General features: G+C 56.5%; 18 protein-coding genes. 11 read left to right on the forward strand and 7 right to left on the reverse strand.

From position 1 onward, the window contains the following. Window positions 1-37: 37 nt before the first annotated feature. The 6 genes from gshB to metK all read right to left on the reverse strand — a co-directional run bounded on the left by gshB (window position 38) and on the right by metK (window position 6,002). Window positions 38-985 (reverse strand): glutathione synthase, encoded by a 948-nt coding sequence (gene gshB / locus ENTCL_RS04055; protein WP_013364836.1) that lies wholly within the window; start codon window positions 983-985, stop codon window positions 38-40. A gap of 12 nt (window positions 986-997) precedes the next feature. Next, the gene (gene rsmE, locus ENTCL_RS04060; protein WP_013364837.1) at window positions 998-1,729 is read right to left on the reverse strand and encodes a 16S rRNA (uracil(1498)-N(3))-methyltransferase; all 732 of its coding nucleotides are present in this window, start codon (window positions 1,727-1,729) and stop codon (window positions 998-1,000) included. Window positions 1,730-1,774: 45 nt separating this feature from the next. After that, window positions 1,775-2,482, reverse strand: coding sequence for a deoxyribonuclease I (endA, locus tag ENTCL_RS04065; protein WP_013364838.1), 708 nt, complete (start codon window positions 2,480-2,482; stop codon window positions 1,775-1,777). A gap of 94 nt (window positions 2,483-2,576) precedes the next feature. Continuing rightward, window positions 2,577-3,077 (reverse strand): SprT family zinc-dependent metalloprotease, encoded by a 501-nt coding sequence (locus ENTCL_RS04070; protein WP_013364839.1) that lies wholly within the window; start codon window positions 3,075-3,077, stop codon window positions 2,577-2,579. A 75-nt stretch (window positions 3,078-3,152) separates the two neighbouring features. After that, window positions 3,153-4,547, reverse strand: a complete 1,395-nt coding sequence (locus ENTCL_RS04075; RefSeq protein ID WP_013364840.1) for a sugar porter family MFS transporter — start codon at window positions 4,545-4,547, stop codon at window positions 3,153-3,155. 300 nt (window positions 4,548-4,847) lie between these two features. Beyond that, window positions 4,848-6,002, reverse strand: a complete 1,155-nt coding sequence (gene metK, locus ENTCL_RS04080; RefSeq protein ID WP_013364841.1) for a methionine adenosyltransferase — start codon at window positions 6,000-6,002, stop codon at window positions 4,848-4,850. A gap of 420 nt (window positions 6,003-6,422) precedes the next feature. On the opposite strand from metK, the gene ENTCL_RS24090 reads away from it, so the two are divergent. The 4 genes from ENTCL_RS24090 to speB all read left to right on the forward strand — a co-directional run bounded on the left by ENTCL_RS24090 (window position 6,423) and on the right by speB (window position 9,846). After that, on the forward strand, window positions 6,423-6,566 hold the full coding sequence (locus tag ENTCL_RS24090; RefSeq protein WP_420805088.1) for a hypothetical protein: 144 nt from the start codon (window positions 6,423-6,425) through the stop codon (window positions 6,564-6,566). Window positions 6,567-6,658: 92 nt separating this feature from the next. Further along, window positions 6,659-6,805 (forward strand): acid stress response protein YqgB, encoded by a 147-nt coding sequence (yqgB, locus tag ENTCL_RS22630; RefSeq protein WP_013364842.1) that lies wholly within the window; start codon window positions 6,659-6,661, stop codon window positions 6,803-6,805. Then, a complete protein-coding gene (gene speA / locus ENTCL_RS04085; protein WP_013364843.1) occupies window positions 6,798-8,774 on the forward strand; it encodes a biosynthetic arginine decarboxylase in 1,977 nt (658 codons plus the stop codon). Before yqgB ends, speA begins: the two co-directional genes overlap by 8 nt. Window positions 8,775-8,925: 151 nt before the next feature. Then, on the forward strand, window positions 8,926-9,846 hold the full coding sequence (gene speB, locus ENTCL_RS04090) for an agmatinase (RefSeq protein ID WP_013364844.1): 921 nt from the start codon (window positions 8,926-8,928) through the stop codon (window positions 9,844-9,846). A gap of 95 nt (window positions 9,847-9,941) precedes the next feature. Here speB and loiP read toward each other — a convergent pair whose 3' ends face one another. Beyond that, complete coding sequence (gene loiP, locus ENTCL_RS04095; RefSeq protein WP_013364845.1) at window positions 9,942-10,700, reverse strand: metalloprotease LoiP; 759 nt, start codon at window positions 10,698-10,700, stop codon at window positions 9,942-9,944. A gap of 282 nt (window positions 10,701-10,982) precedes the next feature. On the opposite strand from loiP, the gene tkt reads away from it, so the two are divergent. The 7 genes from tkt (at window position 10,983) to ENTCL_RS04130 (ending at window position 18,650) form a co-directional block, all read left to right on the forward strand. Next, the gene (gene tkt / locus ENTCL_RS04100; RefSeq protein WP_013364846.1) at window positions 10,983-12,974 is read left to right on the forward strand and encodes a transketolase; all 1,992 of its coding nucleotides are present in this window, start codon (window positions 10,983-10,985) and stop codon (window positions 12,972-12,974) included. A gap of 316 nt (window positions 12,975-13,290) precedes the next feature. Beyond that, window positions 13,291-13,734, forward strand: coding sequence for a PTS mannitol transporter subunit IIA (gene cmtB, locus ENTCL_RS04105; protein WP_013364847.1), 444 nt, complete (start codon window positions 13,291-13,293; stop codon window positions 13,732-13,734). Window positions 13,735-13,761: 27 nt separating this feature from the next. Beyond that, on the forward strand, window positions 13,762-15,150 hold the full coding sequence (locus ENTCL_RS04110; RefSeq protein ID WP_013364848.1) for a PTS mannitol transporter subunit IIBC: 1,389 nt from the start codon (window positions 13,762-13,764) through the stop codon (window positions 15,148-15,150). Between the two features lie 16 nt (window positions 15,151-15,166). After that, complete coding sequence (locus ENTCL_RS04115) at window positions 15,167-16,444, forward strand: zinc-binding dehydrogenase (RefSeq protein WP_013364849.1); 1,278 nt, start codon at window positions 15,167-15,169, stop codon at window positions 16,442-16,444. Continuing rightward, window positions 16,441-17,412: a class II fructose-bisphosphatase gene (gene glpX / locus ENTCL_RS04120; RefSeq protein ID WP_013364850.1), complete on the forward strand. Its 972-nt coding sequence runs from the start codon at window positions 16,441-16,443 to the stop codon at window positions 17,410-17,412. The genes ENTCL_RS04115 and glpX overlap by 4 nt, the downstream gene beginning before the upstream one ends. Before the next feature lie 15 nt (window positions 17,413-17,427). Beyond that, complete coding sequence (locus ENTCL_RS04125; protein WP_013364851.1) at window positions 17,428-17,937, forward strand: MltR family transcriptional regulator; 510 nt, start codon at window positions 17,428-17,430, stop codon at window positions 17,935-17,937. Further along, window positions 17,934-18,650 (forward strand): nucleoside/nucleotide kinase family protein, encoded by a 717-nt coding sequence (locus tag ENTCL_RS04130; protein ID WP_013364852.1) that lies wholly within the window; start codon window positions 17,934-17,936, stop codon window positions 18,648-18,650. The genes ENTCL_RS04125 and ENTCL_RS04130 overlap by 4 nt, the downstream gene beginning before the upstream one ends. The last annotated feature ends 185 nt before the right edge of the window (window positions 18,651-18,835 follow it).

The following is an 18,835-nucleotide window of genomic DNA, read 5'->3' on the forward strand; positions in this document are numbered from 1 at the left end:
CTGTCGAGTTCAGAGGGCATCCTTGCCCTCCGGGCGGTTACTTTTGCAGACGCTTTTCGATTGCGTCCATCAGCATACCGGTGATGGAAATCGGGAATTCTGCTTCGATTTCGCGGATGCAGGTAGGGCTGGTGACGTTAATTTCCGTCAGGCGATCGCCAATGATGTCGAGGCCGACGAAAATCAGGCCTTTTTCTTTTAGCGTCGGCGCCACCTTACGGGCAATCTCCCAGTCGCTCTCGGAGAGCGGGCGCGGTTCGCCGCGGCCGCCTGCGGCCAGATTGCCGCGGGTTTCTCCGCCCTGCGGAATGCGCGCCAGGCAGTAAGGCACCGGCTCGCCGTCAACCACCAGGACGCGCTTGTCGCCGTCTTTGATGGCCGGCAGGTAGTTCTGCGCCATGCAATAGCGGCTGCCGAGCTCCGTCAGCGTTTCGGCAATCACCGACAGGTTCGGGTCGCCCTGCTTCACGCGGAAAATCGACGCGCCGCCCATGCCATCCAGCGGCTTGAGGATGATATCGCCGTGCTTTTCCCAGAACGCTTTCAGCTGCGCCTTGCTGCGGGTCACCAGCGTTTCCGGCGTCAGGTCGGCAAACCAGGCGGTAAACAGCTTTTCGTTGCAGTCGCGCAGGCTCTGCGGCTTGTTGACAATAAGCGTGCCTTTCTCTTCGGCGCGTTCAAGGATATAGGTGGCGTAGATATACTCGGTATCAAACGGCGGATCCTTACGCATCAGGATAACGTCGAGATCGGCCAGGGCCAAATCCTGCTCGCCGGTAAAGCTGTACCAGCCATCGTAATTTTGCTCGACGCTCAGGGTGCGGGTATGGGCGCGGGCCTCACCGTTGATGAGGTAGAGATCGTTCATCTCCATATAGTGGAGTTCGTAGCCGCGACGCTGCGCTTCCAGCAACATAGCGAAGCTGGAATCTTTTTTGATGTTGATCTTCGCGATGGGGTCCATCACGATGCCGAGCTTAATCATTGTTCTTCTCCTTTAGCCCAGGTCGCCGAAGCGCACCTGCAGTGCGGTAATGGCGGTGAGCGCAGTGGTCTCAGTACGCAGAACGCGGGGTCCCAACAGGATATCAGTAAACCGGTAGCGGGCGGTCATGGCGATTTCATCCGCCGACAGCCCGCCTTCAGGGCCGATCAGCAGACGTACGCGCTCGACCGGCTGCGGCAGCGTGTTGATGCTGGCGCTGGCGCGAGGATGCAGATTGAGCTTTAACGCGTCATCCTGCTCGGCGCACCACTGTTCCAGATCCATCGCCGGACGGATCTCCGGGATCCGATTGCGGCCGCACTGCTCGCAGGCGGCGATGGCGATCTTTTGCCACTGTTGGATCTTTTTGTTCAGACGTTCAGCATCCAGTTTAACGCCGCAGCGCTCGGAAAAAAGTGGCGTAATGAGGCTTACACCCAGTTCGATCGATTTCTGGATGGTGAATTCCATTTTTTCGCCGCGGGACATCACCTGGCCCAGGTGGATATGCAGCGGCGATTCGCGATCGTCGGTTTCCCCCTTCAGCACCGTAACCCGTACGCTTTTTTTATCGGCGTGGACAATTTCGGCGTCAAACAGCTGATTACTGCCGTCGAACAGCTGAATAGCCTGGCCGATGCCCATGCGCAGCACGCGGCCTACATGGTTTGCGGCGTCGTCGGAAAGGGCCATCTGCTGGCCCACGGTGACAGGTTCAGGGTGATAGATGCGGGGAATGCGCATAGCTCTTCGTATCCGGTGGTAATGAACAATTGCCGCTAGTGTAGGTTAGCTCTTTTGCGCCTGGCAAGCGCGCTGGACGTATGGGTTGTGGTTGCCCTGGACTGCGGCGATGCGTTCGTCGCGCTGGCACTCCCAGCCGGTGACCGGATATTGTTTATCCCAGGCGGTGAAAAGCTGCGTTTGCTGGCGGGAGAGCGTCAGGTTATAGCGGTCGCGCATGTAGAAGTAGGTGCGGGCGATGGCGCCGCGGGCGCGCTCGGGCGGCTCGGCGACCTTGTCTTTAAAATCCACCTTCATTGCGCACTGGCCGTACTGGCCTTCACCGCCGTTCCACTGGCCGTACATAAAGTTGCCGCGATCGCCGTTCACTTCGCCGACGGCAGGCTGCAGGTTGTGCATATCGCTTTCCATCTGGCGATAAACCGGGTCTTTGGCGCAGTTTTTCCGCCCGCCGTCCTGCCAGCACTGGCGCTGGTGGCCAAACTGCCAGGCGGGAACCACATGCTCCCATTCCACCCGGCTGGCGCGATCCTCGTTTTTGCGCACTTTGTAGCCGCAGGATTCCAGGTCGATAACGCCTTTCTTACCCTGCCAGTTGATTTTACAGCCGCAGTAGAAATCGCCGGGTACGTCGGCATTCACTTTGACCCCCGCGGCTTTTGCCTGCGAGAAGCTGTTGATGCCCTCGGCCAGAGCCTGGCCGGAGAGCGTAGTGGCGATGAGCGTCATCGCGAAAATGGGGAAACGGGACATCACGAACTCCGTGTCAAAACGAGCCCGCAACGTAGCGAATGCTGTTGTCAGATGCAATCAGTCAGATCAGAAAACTTCCAGTTATTTCCAAAGGTTACTTTTCCGCCACCAGCGGATCGCCGCAGCGAACGCAGCGGTAAACGGCTTCGCCGCGCACGACGCGGTTATGGCGGCGGACGGTGAGCTGATGCTGCTGGCACCGGCAGCGGTAGGGAAAGGTGTTTTTGCGCACGGAGTCCAGTTCGAACTGGTGAGTGCGTCTGGCGGGGACGCCGAGCACGCTCTCCATCATCCATTTCCACTCCTTGCCGTGCGGCGCGACGCGGCCAAAGTGCTTCCACACCAGCAGGTGCGCCAGTTCGTGGGGGACGACTTCCTCAATGAACGCCTGCTGATTTTCCAGCAGCAGCACCGGGTTGAGGCGAATTTCATACTCCTGTAGCCACGCCGTACCGGCGGAGGTGCCGCGCTGTTTCCAGCTCAGCGCAGGTTCAGGATAAGAGCGGCCAAGTCTGAGGTTTGCCTGGGCGAGCTTTTCCCGCAGGCTGCGCATAACGGCCTGTTGCAGGGCGAAAGGAAGACGGGGGGTTTTCATAGGGGCAGAGCATAGAGCGGCGGGCGGGGGAGCGCAAGGGGAAGCTTCCTCCCGTGAGGGAGGAAGCGCTGCCGGTTAGTCGCGGGCGCCGATTTCGCGCAGCGGACGGCCCTGCATCAGATTGCGTTCGATATGCTCCAGAGACACGTTTTTCGTTTCCGGAATGAGCCACAGCGTCAGGACGATGAACAGCACGTTCAGCGCGCCGTACACCCAGAAGGTATTGGCGCTGCCCAGCGAGTTGAGCATGGTCAGGAAGGTAGCGCCGACGATCATGTTAGCGATCCAGTTGGTTGCGGTAGAACAGGTAATACCAAAGTCGCGGCCTTTCAGCGGCTGAATTTCAGAACACAGCACCCAGATAAGCGGCCCGGCGCTCATTGCGAAACCGACGATAAACAGCAGCAGCATCAGAACGGCGACATACTGCATGGCGGCGGAGTGGATGCCGATATGCATCATGCTGCCCAGCACGCCCATGCCGACGGCCATCACGATAAAGCCGAGGATAAGCGTTGGCTTACGCCCCCAGCGGTCAACAAGGCCGATAGCGATAAAGGTTGCCAGCACGTTGGTCAGGCCGACGATAACGGTGCCCCACATCTGCTCGTTGGTATTGGCGTAACCGGCCAGTTCGAAGATTTTCGGCGCGTAGTACATGATGACGTTCATACCGGTAAACTGCTGCATCACCTGCAGCAGCACGCCGAGGAACACTGCGCGGCGGAAGTTGCTGTTGTCTTTGAACAGCGCCCAGCCGCTCTGTTTTACCTTCAGGCTTTCACGGATTTCATCGAGCTCTTTTCTCGCTTCAGCGCTGGTGTCGCGCAGACGCATCAGCACCCGCTCCGCATCGTTAAAGCGGCGCTTTGCCGCATACCAGCGCGGGCTGTCGGGCAGGAAGAAGACGCCGATCAGCAGCAGGATCGCCGGGATGATGATAACGCCGAGCATCCAGCGCCATTCGCCGCTGTAGCTGAAAGCGGTATCGGACAGGTAAGCGCCGAGAATACCGATGGTGATCATCAGCTGATACATGGAAATCATGCTGCCGCGGATTTTCTCCGGCGCGATTTCAGACAGATACAGCGGCGCGGTGTAGGACGCCACGCCGACCGCGAGACCCAGCAGCACGCGGGAGATAATCAGCACTTCGACGTTCGGCGCGGCGGCGGAGCACAGCGAGCCGATGACGAACAGGATGGCGCCGATCATCAGGCTTTTCTTGCGTCCCATACGGTAGGAGAGCCAGCCGCTGCCGATCGCGCCGACGGCGGCGCCGAACATCATTGAGCTCACGACCCACTCCTGGGTGTGGGGGCTTATCTGAAATTCGTGGGTGATAAACGGTAAGGCCCCCGCAATCACGCCGATATCAAGGCCGAAAAGAAGTCCTGCCAGGGCGGCGAGAAAACAGACAAAGAACGTAATCGCCTTGTTCGAACGCCCCTGTTTTATATTGCCAGGCATGATGCCCTCCACGTGGTTTTGTAAGTTTTTGTACAGACGAAGGGTAGGGGAACAGGACGTAAAAATACGTGAATAAGATCACATTAGTGTAATCGTTTACATTTGTTATTGTGTCTAATTTGTGGGTTATTTTTTATTTATCAATAATATAAAATTTATTTTTGCGACGTAAAATCATTATCTTCAGGATTCATGAAGAATGTATGTAATCGCTTTCATGTGAGCAAAGCCAAGAAATAGCCGGGGCGGGAAATAAAAAAGGCCAGCGGACGCTGGCCTTACGGAATGGGAGAGTCGGGCTTATTTCAGACCGGCCGCGTCACGCAGCTGCGCTGCTTTGTCGGTTTTTTCCCACGGGAAGTGTTCGCGGCCAAAGTGACCGTATGCCGCCGTTTCTTTGTAGATCGGATGCAGCAGATCCAGCATCTGGATAAGTCCGTACGGACGCAGGTCGAAGAACTCGCGGACCAGCCCAATCAGCTGCTCGCCCGGCACTTTCTCAGTACCAAAGGTTTCCACCATGATGGAGGTCGGTTCTGCAACGCCGATAGCGTAGGAAACCTGAATTTCACAGCGGTCAGCCAGACCGGCGGCAACGATGTTTTTCGCGACATAACGCGCCGCGTACGCTGCAGAACGGTCAACTTTGGACGGATCTTTGCCCGAAAACGCGCCGCCGCCGTGACGTGCCATACCGCCGTAGGTATCAACGATAATTTTACGGCCGGTCAGACCGCAGTCGCCCATCGGGCCGCCGATGACGAAACGTCCGGTCGGGTTGATGAAGAACTTGGTGGCGCTGCTCAGCCATTCGGTCGGCAGAACCGGCTTGATAATTTCTTCCATCACTGCTTCTTGCAGGGATTTCTGATCGATATCTTCCGCGTGCTGAGTTGACAGCACCACCGCGTCGATACCGATGATTTTACCGTCATCATACTGGAAGGTGACCTGGCTTTTTGCATCCGGGCGCAGCCACGGCAGGGTACCGTTTTTACGTACTTCGGCCTGACGCTGCACCAGACGGTGCGCATAGGTCACCGGCGCCGGCATCAGCACATCGGTTTCGTTGGTTGCGTAACCGAACATCAGGCCCTGATCGCCTGCGCCCTGCTCCAGCGGGTCAGCGCGGTCAACGCCCTGGTTGATATCCGGGGACTGCTTGCCAATAGCGCTCAGCACGGCGCAGGAGTTGGCGTCAAAGCCCATATCAGAATGCACATAGCCAATTTCGCGAACCGTGTTGCGGGTGATCTCTTCGATATCGACCCACGCGCTGGTAGTGATTTCACCACCTACCAGCACCATGCCGGTTTTGACGTAGGTTTCACATGCTACGCGCGCCTTCGGATCCTGTTCCAGGATTGCATCCAGAACGGCGTCGGAGATTTGGTCAGCAATTTTGTCAGGATGCCCTTCAGATACGGACTCGGACGTAAAGAGGTGTTTTGCCATGTTTATTTCACCTGAATGAATACGGGGAGCTCAAACTATCGTGTGGTAGGGCCATCAACGGGATAATCCTCTCTGGCATATAGGTTAAGCCACAAGAAGTCTGAGTGTTAATCAGTATAGATGGATTAACATCTGGACGGCTATTTTAGGTCAGATATTCATCCAATTTCCAGCTTTTTTTGACGTCGGTCGCAAAGGCGTTTTTCGGCGGGTGGAAATATTTCCTGACGGAGACATTTTTTACACATTTTTATTTTGCATTTTGGCGTCCGAATCGGTATAAAACGCCGCGCGCGGCTCATCAAAAAAGCGCACGATACCAGGTTATCGTGACGCCACTTCCAGCCGGGTTAAGCAGTGGACTTTTAGCTTTGGCTTGTCGCTGGTCTCAGGAGGCTGGCGTGGAGGTGATACGAGATAATGAACCGTCTTTTTTCGCTGAATCAGTCGCGCCGTTCTGGCGTGCATTTGTCCCCCATTACCTGCATTTCTGCTATTCAAATCTGCCGAAGTTATACCCATCTCGGCGCTACTCAGGATTCCAGGGCCGGCACGGCGCTGTGAGGACTGGACAAGGGCTCTCCTTTTTATAAAGGGGTTTTCTCGTGGTTTCTCCGGGCGGTCCTTCAAACCCCGGGTACGTGTTTTACAATCATATGAACAAGAAACCGGTCGCACAGACGGTGTTTCAGCATACCGTGCTGGACATTCAGGCTGTTTATGGGTTGTTATCGCAGTGTGACATTGCGATAGTAGTCAACTGTCTTACACTTTCGACAACATTTGAGGTTCGCTATGTCTGACGACATGTCCGTATTTTCGCCTTCGTCAGCGGGCGAACAAGGTGTACTCCGTTCTATGCAGGAGGTGGCAATGAGCTCTCAGGAGGCCAGCAAGATGCTGCGCACATACAACATTGCCTGGTGGGGCAATAACTACTACGACGTGAACGAACTGGGCCATATCAGCGTTTGCCCGGACCCGGACGTTCCGGACGCCCGCGTCGATCTCGCCAAGCTGGTGAAAGCCCGCGAAGCCCAGGGGCAGCGTCTGCCGGCGCTGTTTTGCTTCCCGCAGATCCTGCAGCACCGTCTGCGTTCGATTAACGCCGCGTTTAAGCGCGCGCGCGAATCCTATGGCTACAACGGCGACTACTTCCTGGTCTACCCGATCAAGGTTAACCAGCATCGCCGCGTCATCGAATCGCTTATCCACTCCGGCGAGCCGCTGGGCCTGGAAGCGGGCTCCAAAGCGGAGCTGATGGCGGTTCTGGCGCACGCGGGCATGACCCGTTCGGTTATCGTGTGTAACGGCTATAAAGATCGTGAATATATCCGCCTGGCGCTGATCGGCGAGAAGATGGGCCACAAGGTCTATCTGGTTATCGAGAAGATGTCCGAAGTCGCTATCGTGCTGGAAGAAGCCGAGCGCCTGAACGTGGTGCCGCGCCTTGGCGTGCGTGCGCGTCTGGCCTCTCAGGGCTCCGGCAAATGGCAGTCGTCCGGCGGCGAAAAATCCAAGTTCGGCCTGGCGGCGACGCAGGTTCTGCAGCTGGTGGAGATCCTGCGTGAGCATGGTCGCCTCGACAGCATTCAGCTGCTGCACTTCCACCTCGGCTCGCAGATGGCCAACATTCGCGATATCGCCACCGGCGTGCGTGAATCCGCCCGTTTCTACGTTGAGCTGCACAAGCTTGGCGTGAATATCCAGTGCTTCGACGTCGGCGGCGGCCTGGGCGTGGATTACGAAGGTACCCGTTCGCAGTCCGACTGCTCGGTGAACTACGGCCTGAACGAGTACGCGAACAACATTATCTGGGCTATCGGCGACGCCTGCGAAGAGCACGGCCTGCCGCACCCGACGGTGATCACCGAGTCCGGACGCGCGGTGACCGCGCACCATACCGTGCTGGTGTCCAATATCATCGGCGTGGAGCGCAACGAATACACCGAATCCACCGCGCCGGCGGAGGATGCGCCGCGCGCGCTGCAGAGCATGTGGGAAACCTGGCAGGAGATGCACGAACCTGGCACCCGCCGCTCCCTGCGCGAGTGGCTGCACGACAGCCAGATGGACCTGCACGATATCCACATCGGCTACTCCTCCGGCACCTTCAGCCTGCAGGAGCGCGCCTGGGCCGAGCAGCTCTATCTGAACATGTGCCATGAAGTGCAAAAACAGCTCGACCCGAGCAACCGCGCGCACCGTCCCATTATCGACGAGCTGCAGGAGCGTATGGCGGACAAAATGTACGTCAACTTCTCGCTGTTCCAGTCGATGCCGGATGCCTGGGGTATCGACCAGCTGTTCCCGGTTCTGCCGCTGGAAGGGCTGAACCACGCCCCGGAACGCCGCGCGGTGCTGCTGGATATCACCTGTGATTCCGACGGCGCTATCGATCACTACATCGACGGCGATGGCATTGCCACCACCATGCCGATGCCGGAATACGACCCGGAAAACCCGCCGATGCTGGGCTTCTTTATGGTCGGCGCCTATCAGGAGATCCTCGGCAACATGCACAACCTGTTCGGCGATACCGAAGCGGTCGACGTGTTTGTCTTCCCTGACGGCAGCGTCGAGGTTGAGCTCTCCGATGAAGGGGATACCGTGGCGGACATGCTGCAGTACGTGCAGCTCGACCCGAATACGCTGCTGACGCAGTTCCGCGATCAGGTGAAAAACACCGGTCTGGACGAGGCGTTGCAGCAGCAGTTCCTCGAAGAATTTGAGGCGGGTCTGTACGGATATACCTATCTCGAGGACGAATAAGCCCGAGGCTTGACCCGGTTAAAATTTTGGCGATAATCGCCTTAACAAGCTGTACACACGAACGCAATCCCTTCCTCGTCGGGCCTAACGACGCGGAGGGGATTTTTTTTCATCTGCTTTTAAACACGACGATTTTAAAAGAGGTCAGCACATGAGCACCTTAGGTCATCAGTACGATAACTCCTTGGTATCTAACGCCTTTGGTTTTTTACGTCTTCCGATGAACTTCCAGCCGTATGACAGCAACGCTGACTGGGTCATCACCGGCGTGCCGTTCGATATGGCGACATCCGGCCGCGCGGGCGGCCGTCATGGCCCGGCGGCGATCCGCCAGGTATCGACCAACCTCGCCTGGGAACACAACCGTTTCCCGTGGAACTTCGATATGCGCGAGCGCCTGAACGTCGTGGACTGCGGCGATCTGGTGTATGCCTTTGGCGATGCCCGCGAAATGAGCGAAAAGCTGCAGGCGCATGCGGAAAAACTGCTGGCGGCCGGTAAGCGTATGCTCTCTTTCGGTGGCGACCACTTTGTAACCCTGCCGCTGCTGCGCGCGCATGCGAAGCACTTCGGTAAAATGGCGCTGGTGCATTTCGACGCCCACACCGATACCTATGCCAACGGCTGCGAGTTCGATCACGGCACTATGTTCTTTACCGCGCCGAACGAAGGGCTGATCGATCCTAACCACTCCGTGCAGATCGGGATTCGTACCGAGTTCGACAAAGACAACGGCTTCACCGTTCTCGACGCGGGCCAGGTCAACGATCGCAGCGTTGACGACGTTATTGCGCAGGTGAAAAAGATTGTTGGCGATATGCCGGTGTATCTGACCTTCGACATCGACGCGCTGGATCCGGCCTTCGCGCCGGGCACCGGTACGCCGGTCATCGGCGGCCTGACCACCGATCGCGCCATTAAGCTGGTACGCGGTCTGAAAGATCTGAACATCGTGGGGATGGACGTGGTGGAAGTCTCTCCGGCGTACGATCAGTCTGAGATCACCGCGCTTGCCGCGGCGACGTTGGCGCTGGAAATGCTGTATATCCAGGCCGCGAAAAAAGGCGAATAATGACCTGTTGCCCGGTGACGCTGGCTTACCGGGCCTACAGGGTAATGCGTAGGCCGGATAAGGCGTTTACGCCGCCATCCGGCACTGTTCAACGGTTACTTGATCCCGTCCGCCGCCATGCGATCGCGGATATGCTGGGCGCGCTCCTCCGACGCCGGGTGATCGTCAAGCATCGAGCTCTGGCGACCCGCTTCCAGTTTCGCCAGCTTTTCGAAGCTGGTGGCCAGCCCTGACGGATTAATTCCGCGTTTGCGCAACAGATCGTACGAATAGTCGTCCGCTTCCGACTCCTGGCGCTGGGAGAACTGCGCGTTGACCAGTTTTTCGCCGAGATCGCCAAGCTGCGACTGCGACAGGCTGCCGATCATTCCGCCCGCTGAGGCGGCAATCGCGCGCAGGGCGTTGGTGCCGAGGGCGACCTGCATCCCTTTCTTGACGTGACCCAGGGCGACGTGGCCCATCTCGTGACCAATAACCGCTTCAACCTCGTTGTCGTTCATGATGTCCATCAGCCCGCTGTAGACGCGGATGCAGCCGTTAGCCATGGCGAATGCGTTCACATCTTTGGTCACGTAAACCTTGTAGTTCACCGGCTGGCCGTTGATGTTATCGCCGAGCGCGGCGGCGATTTTGTTCAGCCGTTTGCTGTAGTCACTGTCCGCCGGGGCGATGGTCGCTTTGCTGTCCATCTCTTTGCAGGATTGATCGCTTAACGCTTTTATCTGGGCGTCGCTGAGCGAGTAGGCCTGAAAAGCTTCGGCGCCGGAGGTCATCAGCCCGTTTGAATCCATATTCTGACAACCGGTCAGAGCGGCTGCCACGCCAATGGCAAGCAACGCAGAGCGAAGTTTCATGTTTATCTTCCGCACGATTTGAGTGATCAAAATCCGAAAACATCCCGGGCGCATAGCGTCGTGGGATTTCAAGCAAAGTATAAAGAAAATAACGATAAGCAGGCGAGGGGATTGCGCAACATGCGCGCACGATCCAGAGATTTCTGAGGCGGTACCCGGATGCTCCATGTACATGCCTTGTCGCTTGGGTTACATTGTTCACACTTTTTTCTGGCGTAGCCTAAAACGCGCTGTCGTCAAGCCGTTCTGGCGTTGCCTTCAACAGTCCGATCTGGAGTCAAAATGTCCTCACGTAAAGAGCTTGCTAATGCTATTCGTGCGCTGAGCATGGACGCAGTACAGAAAGCCAAATCCGGTCACCCGGGCGCCCCGATGGGTATGGCTGACATTGCCGAAGTCCTGTGGCGTGATTTCCTGAACCACAACCCGCAGAACCCGGCCTGGGCTGACCGTGACCGCTTCGTGCTGTCCAACGGCCACGGCTCCATGCTGATCTATAGCCTGCTGCACCTCACCGGCTATGATCTGCCAATCGAAGAGCTGAAAAACTTCCGTCAGCTGCACTCCAAAACCCCAGGTCACCCGGAAGTGGGCTACACCGCTGGCGTAGAAACCACCACCGGCCCGCTGGGCCAGGGTATCGCCAACGCCGTAGGTATGGCTATCGCGGAAAAGACGCTGGCGGCGCAGTTTAACCGTCCGGGTCACGATATCGTGAACCATTACACCTACGCCTTTATGGGCGACGGCTGCATGATGGAAGGCATCTCCCACGAAGTGTGTTCCCTGGCGGGCACGCTGAAGCTGGGCAAGCTGGTGGCATTCTATGATGACAACGGTATCTCCATCGACGGCCACGTTGAAGGCTGGTTCACCGACGACACCGCTAAACGTTTCGAAGCGTACGGCTGGCACGTCGTGCGCGGCGTAGACGGCCACAATGCCGATGCCATCAAACGCGCAGTAGAGGAAGCGCGTGCGGTGACCGACAAACCGTCTCTGCTGATGTGCAAAACCATCATCGGCTTCGGCTCTCCGAACAAAGCGGGCACCCATGACTCCCACGGCGCGCCGCTGGGCGACGCTGAAATCGCGCTGACCCGCGAAGCGCTCGGCTGGAAACACCCGGCGTTCGAAATCCCGTCTGAAATCTATGCGCAGTGGGATGCGAAAGAAGCCGGTCAGGCGAAAGAGTCCGCCTGGAACGAGAAATTCGCCGCCTATGCGAAAGCGTTCCCGCAGGAAGCTGCTGAATTCACCCGTCGTATGAAGGGTGAGATGCCGTCTGATTTCGACGCGAAAGCGAACGCATTCATCGCTAAACTGCAGGCTAATCCGGCGAAAATCGCCAGCCGTAAAGCGTCGCAGAATGCTATCGAAGCATTCGGCCCGCTGCTGCCAGAGTTCCTCGGCGGTTCCGCAGATCTCGCGCCTTCCAACCTGACCCTGTGGTCCGGTTCTAAAGCCATCAACGAAGATACTGCCGGTAACTACATCCACTACGGCGTGCGTGAATTCGGTATGACCGCGATCGCCAACGGTATCTCTCTGCACGGCGGTTTCCTGCCGTACACCTCCACCTTCCTGATGTTCGTGGAATACGCCCGTAACGCGGTGCGTATGGCGGCGCTGATGAAGCAGCGTCAGGTGATGGTCTACACCCACGACTCCATCGGTCTGGGCGAAGACGGCCCGACGCACCAGCCGGTTGAGCAGGTAGCGTCCCTGCGCGTCACCCCGAACATGAGCACATGGCGTCCGTGCGACCAGGTTGAATCTGCGGTCGCGTGGAAATACGGCGTAGAGCGTCACGACGGCCCGACCGCGCTGATCCTCTCCCGTCAGAACCTGGCGCAGCAGGACCGTACCGAGCAGCAGCTGAAAGACATCGCCCGCGGCGGCTATGTGCTGAAAGATTGCGCAGGCCAGCCGGAGCTTATCTTCATCGCCACCGGTTCTGAGGTTGAGCTGGCGGTTGCCGCATGGGACAAACTGACCGCAGAAGGCGTGAAAGCCCGCGTGGTGTCCATGCCGTCTACCGATGCGTTCGACAAGCAGGATGCCGCATACCGTGAATCCGTACTGCCGAAAGCGGTCTCCGCTCGTGTGGCGGTGGAAGCGGGTATTGCTGACTACTGGTTCAAATACGTAGGCCTGAACGGCGCTATCGTCGGTATGACCACCTTTGGTGAGTCTGCGCCAGCGGAACTGCTGTTCGAAGAGTTCGGCTTTACCGTAGAGAACGTGGTCGCCAAAGCGAAAGCGCTGCTGTAATCCGAAAAGCGATATCTGAAGCCGGGCGAATGCCCGGCTTTTTAATGTTCGAGATCACTAAAATTAATAGTGGCAATAGATAAAATGTGATCTGCATTGCAATTATTTGATTTATGTTTTTGATGTATTTGTAGTTAAAGTCACATTTATATAGTTGCAATTTATTACTCTTAACTTAATTCATTGATATTTATAAGAACGTAAAACCCACTCCCTGTCACGTCTCATCAACTACCCCTGTTTGCTTTCGGCAAGTGCCACGCGTATTTTATTTTTAGAACTGTACTGTACCTAAAAATAAAAGAAGAGGGCGCATATGCGGCTAATTGACTATTTCCCTGAATCCTCAATCTCAATACATAAATCAGTGGCAGACTGGCAAAGTGCAGTTGATCTTTGTATGGCGCCACTGTTAAACCATCATTACATAAATCATCAGTATATTTCAGCAATCAAAGAATCTACGCTGAATAATGGCCCATATTATATTCTGGTACCGGGTGTCGCTATGCCGCATACCCGACCCGAATATGGCGCCATGAAAACCGGTATGACATTAACGCTGCTGAAGGAAGGCGTATTTTTTGCTGAAGGCGGAGAACCTGTCACGTTATTAATCGGTTTGTCTGCGGCTGATTCAGATTCTCATATTGGTGCAATCCAGGCGCTGAGTGAACTGCTGAGTGAAGAAGAACAGCTGAATTTATTACTCACCGCGCATAATGAAAAACAGCTAGCGGATATTATTGCTCACGCATAATTCCCGTTTCCTTTACAGGATAATATCATGGAAAATAAGTCTGCTCGTGCAAAGGTCCAGGCTTTTGGGGGCTTTTTAACCGCAATGGTGATTCCCAATATCGGCGCATTTATTGCCTGGGGATTGATTACCGCATTGTTTATACCAACCGGCTGGCTGCCCAATGAGCATTTCGCCAAAATCGTTGGACCGATGATCACCTACCTGCTGCCGGTAATGATTGGCTCTACCGGCGGTCATCTGGTCGGCGGCAAGCGCGGCGCGGTGATGGGGGGAATCGGTACGATTGGCGTGATTATCGGCGCCGATATTCCTATGTTCCTGGGCTCAATGATCATGGGGCCGCTGGGCGGTCTGGTGATTAAATATATTGATAAAGCGCTGGAGAAGCGTATTCCCGCCGGTTTTGAGATGGTTATCAATAACTTCTCACTAGGTATCGCCGGTATGCTGCTGTGCCTGCTGGGGTTTGAAATCATTGGGCCTGCGGTGCTGATTGCCAACAACTTTGTTAAAGAGTGCATTGAGGCCCTGGTGCATGCAGGCTATCTGCCGCTGCTGTCGGTAATCAATGAACCGGCAAAGATCCTCTTTCTTAACAACGCCATTGACCAGGGCGTCTACTACCCGCTGGGGATGCAGCAGGCGTCCGTCGAGGGGAAATCGATCTTCTTTATGGTGGCGTCGAACCCGGGGCCGGGCCTGGGACTGCTGTTAGCCTTCTCCTTTTTTGGCAAAGGGATGAGTAAACGCTCTGCCCCCGGCGCGATGATTATTCACTTCCTGGGCGGGATCCACGAGCTGTACTTCCCGTACGTGCTGATGAAGCCGCTGACGATCGTCGGCATGATTGCGGGCGGGATGTCCGGCACCTGGGTGTTCAACATGCTGGGTGGCGGTCTGGTTGCCGGGCCGAGTCCGGGCTCGATTTTCGCCTATCTCGCCCTGACGCCGAAAGGGTCGTTTATGGCGACAATTGCCGGTGTGACGGCTGGTACGCTGGTGACCTTCCTTATCACCGCTCTCATCCTGAAGATGGAAAAAACGGCGGCAGCGGAAAGTGAAGACGAGTTTGCCCGCTCTGCTGGCACCGTCAAAGCCATGAAGCAGGAAGGGGCGTTTTCCCAGCGCGGCGTAGAGCGAATCGCTTTCGTTTGCGATGCGGGGATGGGATCCAGCGCGATGGGGGCAACCACCTTTCGCAAGCGTCTGGAAAAAAGCGGTCTCACCATTGATGTGAAGCATTACGCCATTGAAAACGTACCTGACGATGCGGACATGATAGTGACGCACGCAAGTCTGGAAGGGCGGGTAAAGCGCGTAACCGACAAACCATTAGTGCTGATAAATAACTATATTGGTGACCCGCAGCTGGATACGTTATTTAAACAACTTACCGCTGAACACCAGCATTGATTCACCGAGGTTAATTATGAAGACTAAAGTCGCTGCGATATATGGCAAGCGGGATGTTCGCATCCGTGAATTTGATCTGCCGGAAATCACCGATAATGAGCTGCTGGTCAGCGTGATTTCCGACAGCGTCTGTTTATCCACCTGGAAGGCTGCATTATTGGGCTGTGAGCATAAGCGCGTACCGGATGATTTGGAAAACCATCCGGTTATTACCGGACACGAGTGCGCAGGGGTTATTGTCGAAGTCGGAAAAAATCTGCAAGGGCAGTATAAAAAGGGGCAGCGTTTTGTATTGCAACCGGCAATGGGGCTGCCAACCGGATATTCAGCAGGGTACAGCTATGAATATTTTGGCGGGAACGCCACCTATATGATTATTCCGGAAGTGGCGATTAATCTGGGCTGCGTTTTACCGTATCACGGCTCTTATTTCGCGGCGGCGTCGCTGGCGGAACCGCTGTGCTGCATTATTGGCGCCTACAATGCGAATTACCACACCACGCCCTATGTGTACGAGCACCGAATGGGGATAAAACCCGGAGGCAATCTGGCGTTGCTGGCCTGCGCAGGGCCGATGGGGATTGGGGCTATTGACTATGCCATTAATGGCGATATCCAGCCTTCGCGCGTGGTGGTGGTGGATATTGACGATGCGCGTCTGACGCAGGCGAAGACGCTGTTGCCGGTCGAGTGGGCGAAGGAGAAAGGTATTGAGCTTATTTACGTCAATACCCGTGATGACGACGATCCGGTCGGGATGCTACGCGCACTGACCGGCGGCGCCGGGTTTGATGATGTCTTCGTCTATGCGGCCGTGCCGTCGGTGGTGGAAATGGCTGACGAGCTGCTTGCGGAAGACGGCTGCCTGAACTTCTTCGCCGGGCCGCTTGATAAGGCGTTCAAGGTGCCGTTCAACTTTTACAACGTGCACTACAACAGCACTCATGTGGTGGGGACCTCCGGCGGTTCGACGGAGGATATGAAAGAGGCTATTGCGCTCAGCGCCACCGGGCAGCTACAGCCCTCCTTTATGGTGACGCACATCGGCGGGCTGGATGCCGTACCGCATACCGTGCTGAATCTGCCCGATATTCCCGGCGGTAAAAAGCTTATCTATAACGGTGTGACGATGCCGCTGACGGCGATTGCTGAATTCGGGGAAAAGGGAAAAGCCGACCCGTTATTCAGGGCGCTGGCGGATCTGGTGGCGCAGACCCACGGTATCTGGAACGAAAAGGCCGAGCGGCATCTGCTGGCGCACTTCGGCGTGGATACCGGGGAGGTACCGGCATGATGTCTCTGGCATGGCTGCTGTTTCGTGTGACCGAACAGGCGGCGCTCGCCGCCTGGCCGCAAATCGGCTGCGGCGACAAGAATAAAATTGACGGTCTGGCGGTTGCCGCAATGCGCGAGGCGCTAAACGACATTGCGTTTCAGGGGCGGGTCGTCATCGGCGAAGGAGAGATCGACCGCGCGCCGATGCTATGGATTGGCGAACAGGTCGGCACCGGCGTTGGACCGGAAGTGGACATCGCCGTGGATCCCATCGAAGGCACCCGGATGGTGGCGATGGGCCAGAGCAACGCGCTGGCGGTGATGGCGTTTGCGCCACGCGGAACGCTGCTGCACGCGCCGGATATGTACATGAAAAAGTTGGTCGTGAACCGTCGGGCGCAAGGGGCGATCGACTTGGCATTACCGCTGGCGGATAATTTGCGCAACGTGGCGCAGGCGCTGGACAAACCGCTGGAGAGGTTGCGGATGGCGACGCTCGATAAGCCGCGGCTACGTCCGGCGATTGAGGAAGCGACTCGGCTGGGTGTGAAAGTGTTCGCCCTGCCGGACGGCGATGTGGCGGCAAGCGTGCTGACCTGCCGGGAGGAGAATCTCTATGACCTGATGTTCACCCTCGGCGGCGCGCCGGAGGGGGTTATCTCCGCCTGCGCGGTAAAAGCGCTGGACGGAGATATGCAGGTCGAGCTGGTTGATTTTTGCCAGGCGAAAGGGGAGTCGGTCGAAAACCGCCGGATTGCCGACAGCGAACGTCGCCGCTGTGCCGCGATGAACGTTGAGGTAAATCGCGTCTATTCACGGGATCAACTGGTCGCCAGCCGGGAGATTCTCTTTTGCGCAACCGGGGTGACGGGCGGCGAGCTACTGAACGGAATACGCCAGGGCGCGGACGGTCTGCGTACGCAAACATTACTGATCGGCGGCGCGGACCGAACGTGTAATATAATAGACTCCCTGCATTCCTGGTGATTTATTGAGAAACGAATGGCGACGATGACAGAGGATGATGTACTGGAGCAACTGGATGCTCAGGAAGATTTACTCGCGTTTATGGCGAAGGCAAATGACATTTTGCTGCTGGCCGTAAAGCGTTTCCTGCCGTCGTTGTTCGTGAATAATGATGAAGAAATCGTGGAATATGCGGTGAAGCCGCTGCTCGCCAGGCGCGGGCCGCTTGACGATATCGACGTGGCGTTGCGTCTGATTTATGCGCTGGGAAAGATGGATAAATGGCTGTATGCCGACATTACCCATTTTTCCCAGTTTTATCAGTACCTGAAAGGACAGGATGATATTCCCGGTTTTGCCGACGATATCACCTGGGACTTTATCAGCAACGTAAACTGCATTACGCAAAACGCGACCCTGTACGGCGCGCTGAAATCGATGAAGTTCGCCGATTTCGCCGCCTGGTCCGAGACGCGTTTTGTCGGGATGGTCAAAACGGCGCTGGCGCTGGCGATAGCGACGATCTTTAAGGAACTTGATACGTGAATTTAACGTTGCAGATTAACGGGCTGGAAACCAACGCCTGGTACGATGATGATGAGATTGAACGCGTACACAAACCACTGCTCGCCCGCCTCGGGCGACTGCAGGCCAGTGCTGGCCATCGACGCCTGATTGTCTTTCTCAGCGCGCCGCCGGGAACAGGGAAATCAACCCTCACCACCTTCTGGCAGTATTTGTCGCAGCAACATCCCGAACTGCCCGTGGTGCAGACGCTGCCTATGGACGGTTTTCACCACTATAACGTCTGGCTTGACGCGCACGGGCTACGGCAAAAGAAGGGGGCACCTGAGACCTTCAACGTGGAAAAATTCGCGCGCAACCTGCAGCAAATCCGCGACGGCAACGGCCGCTGGCCGCAGTACGATCGTCAGCGTCATGACCCGGTAGAAGAGGTCATTGAGGTGACTGCGCCCGTGGTTATCGTTGAAGGTAACTGGCTCCTCTCTACTGATGCCGAATGGCGGACGTTACGGGAATGGTGCGATTTCACCCTTTTTATCCGTGCACCGGAGAGCCTGCTGCGCCAGCGTCTGATCGCGCGCAAGCAGGCGGGCGGCCTCTCTGCGCAGGAAGCGCAGGCGTTTTATGCCCGTACCGACGGGCCGAACGTGCATCGCGTGTTGCAACACAGTCAACGCGCCGACCTCACTCTGGAAATGACGCCAGAGGGGGGATACCGGCAGGCGGCGGACTGAGCGCGATTCCCCCGACTGGAATAATTTTTTTAGCGAATGGCCTGGGAAAATGTGACCTGTGTCAGATATCTGTCCAGTTTGTCTGGACAATCGTTTCTTTTATTCCTTGTTTCGCTTATTCTAGCTGAAGCGTTTCAGTTGCTTAAGCGTTCGACAAATAATCAATCAGTCGCAGTTTGTGACTG

The sequence above is a fragment of the [Enterobacter] lignolyticus SCF1 genome (assembly GCF_000164865.1).
Lineage (GTDB): Bacteria > Pseudomonadota > Gammaproteobacteria > Enterobacterales > Enterobacteriaceae > Enterobacter_B > Enterobacter_B lignolyticus.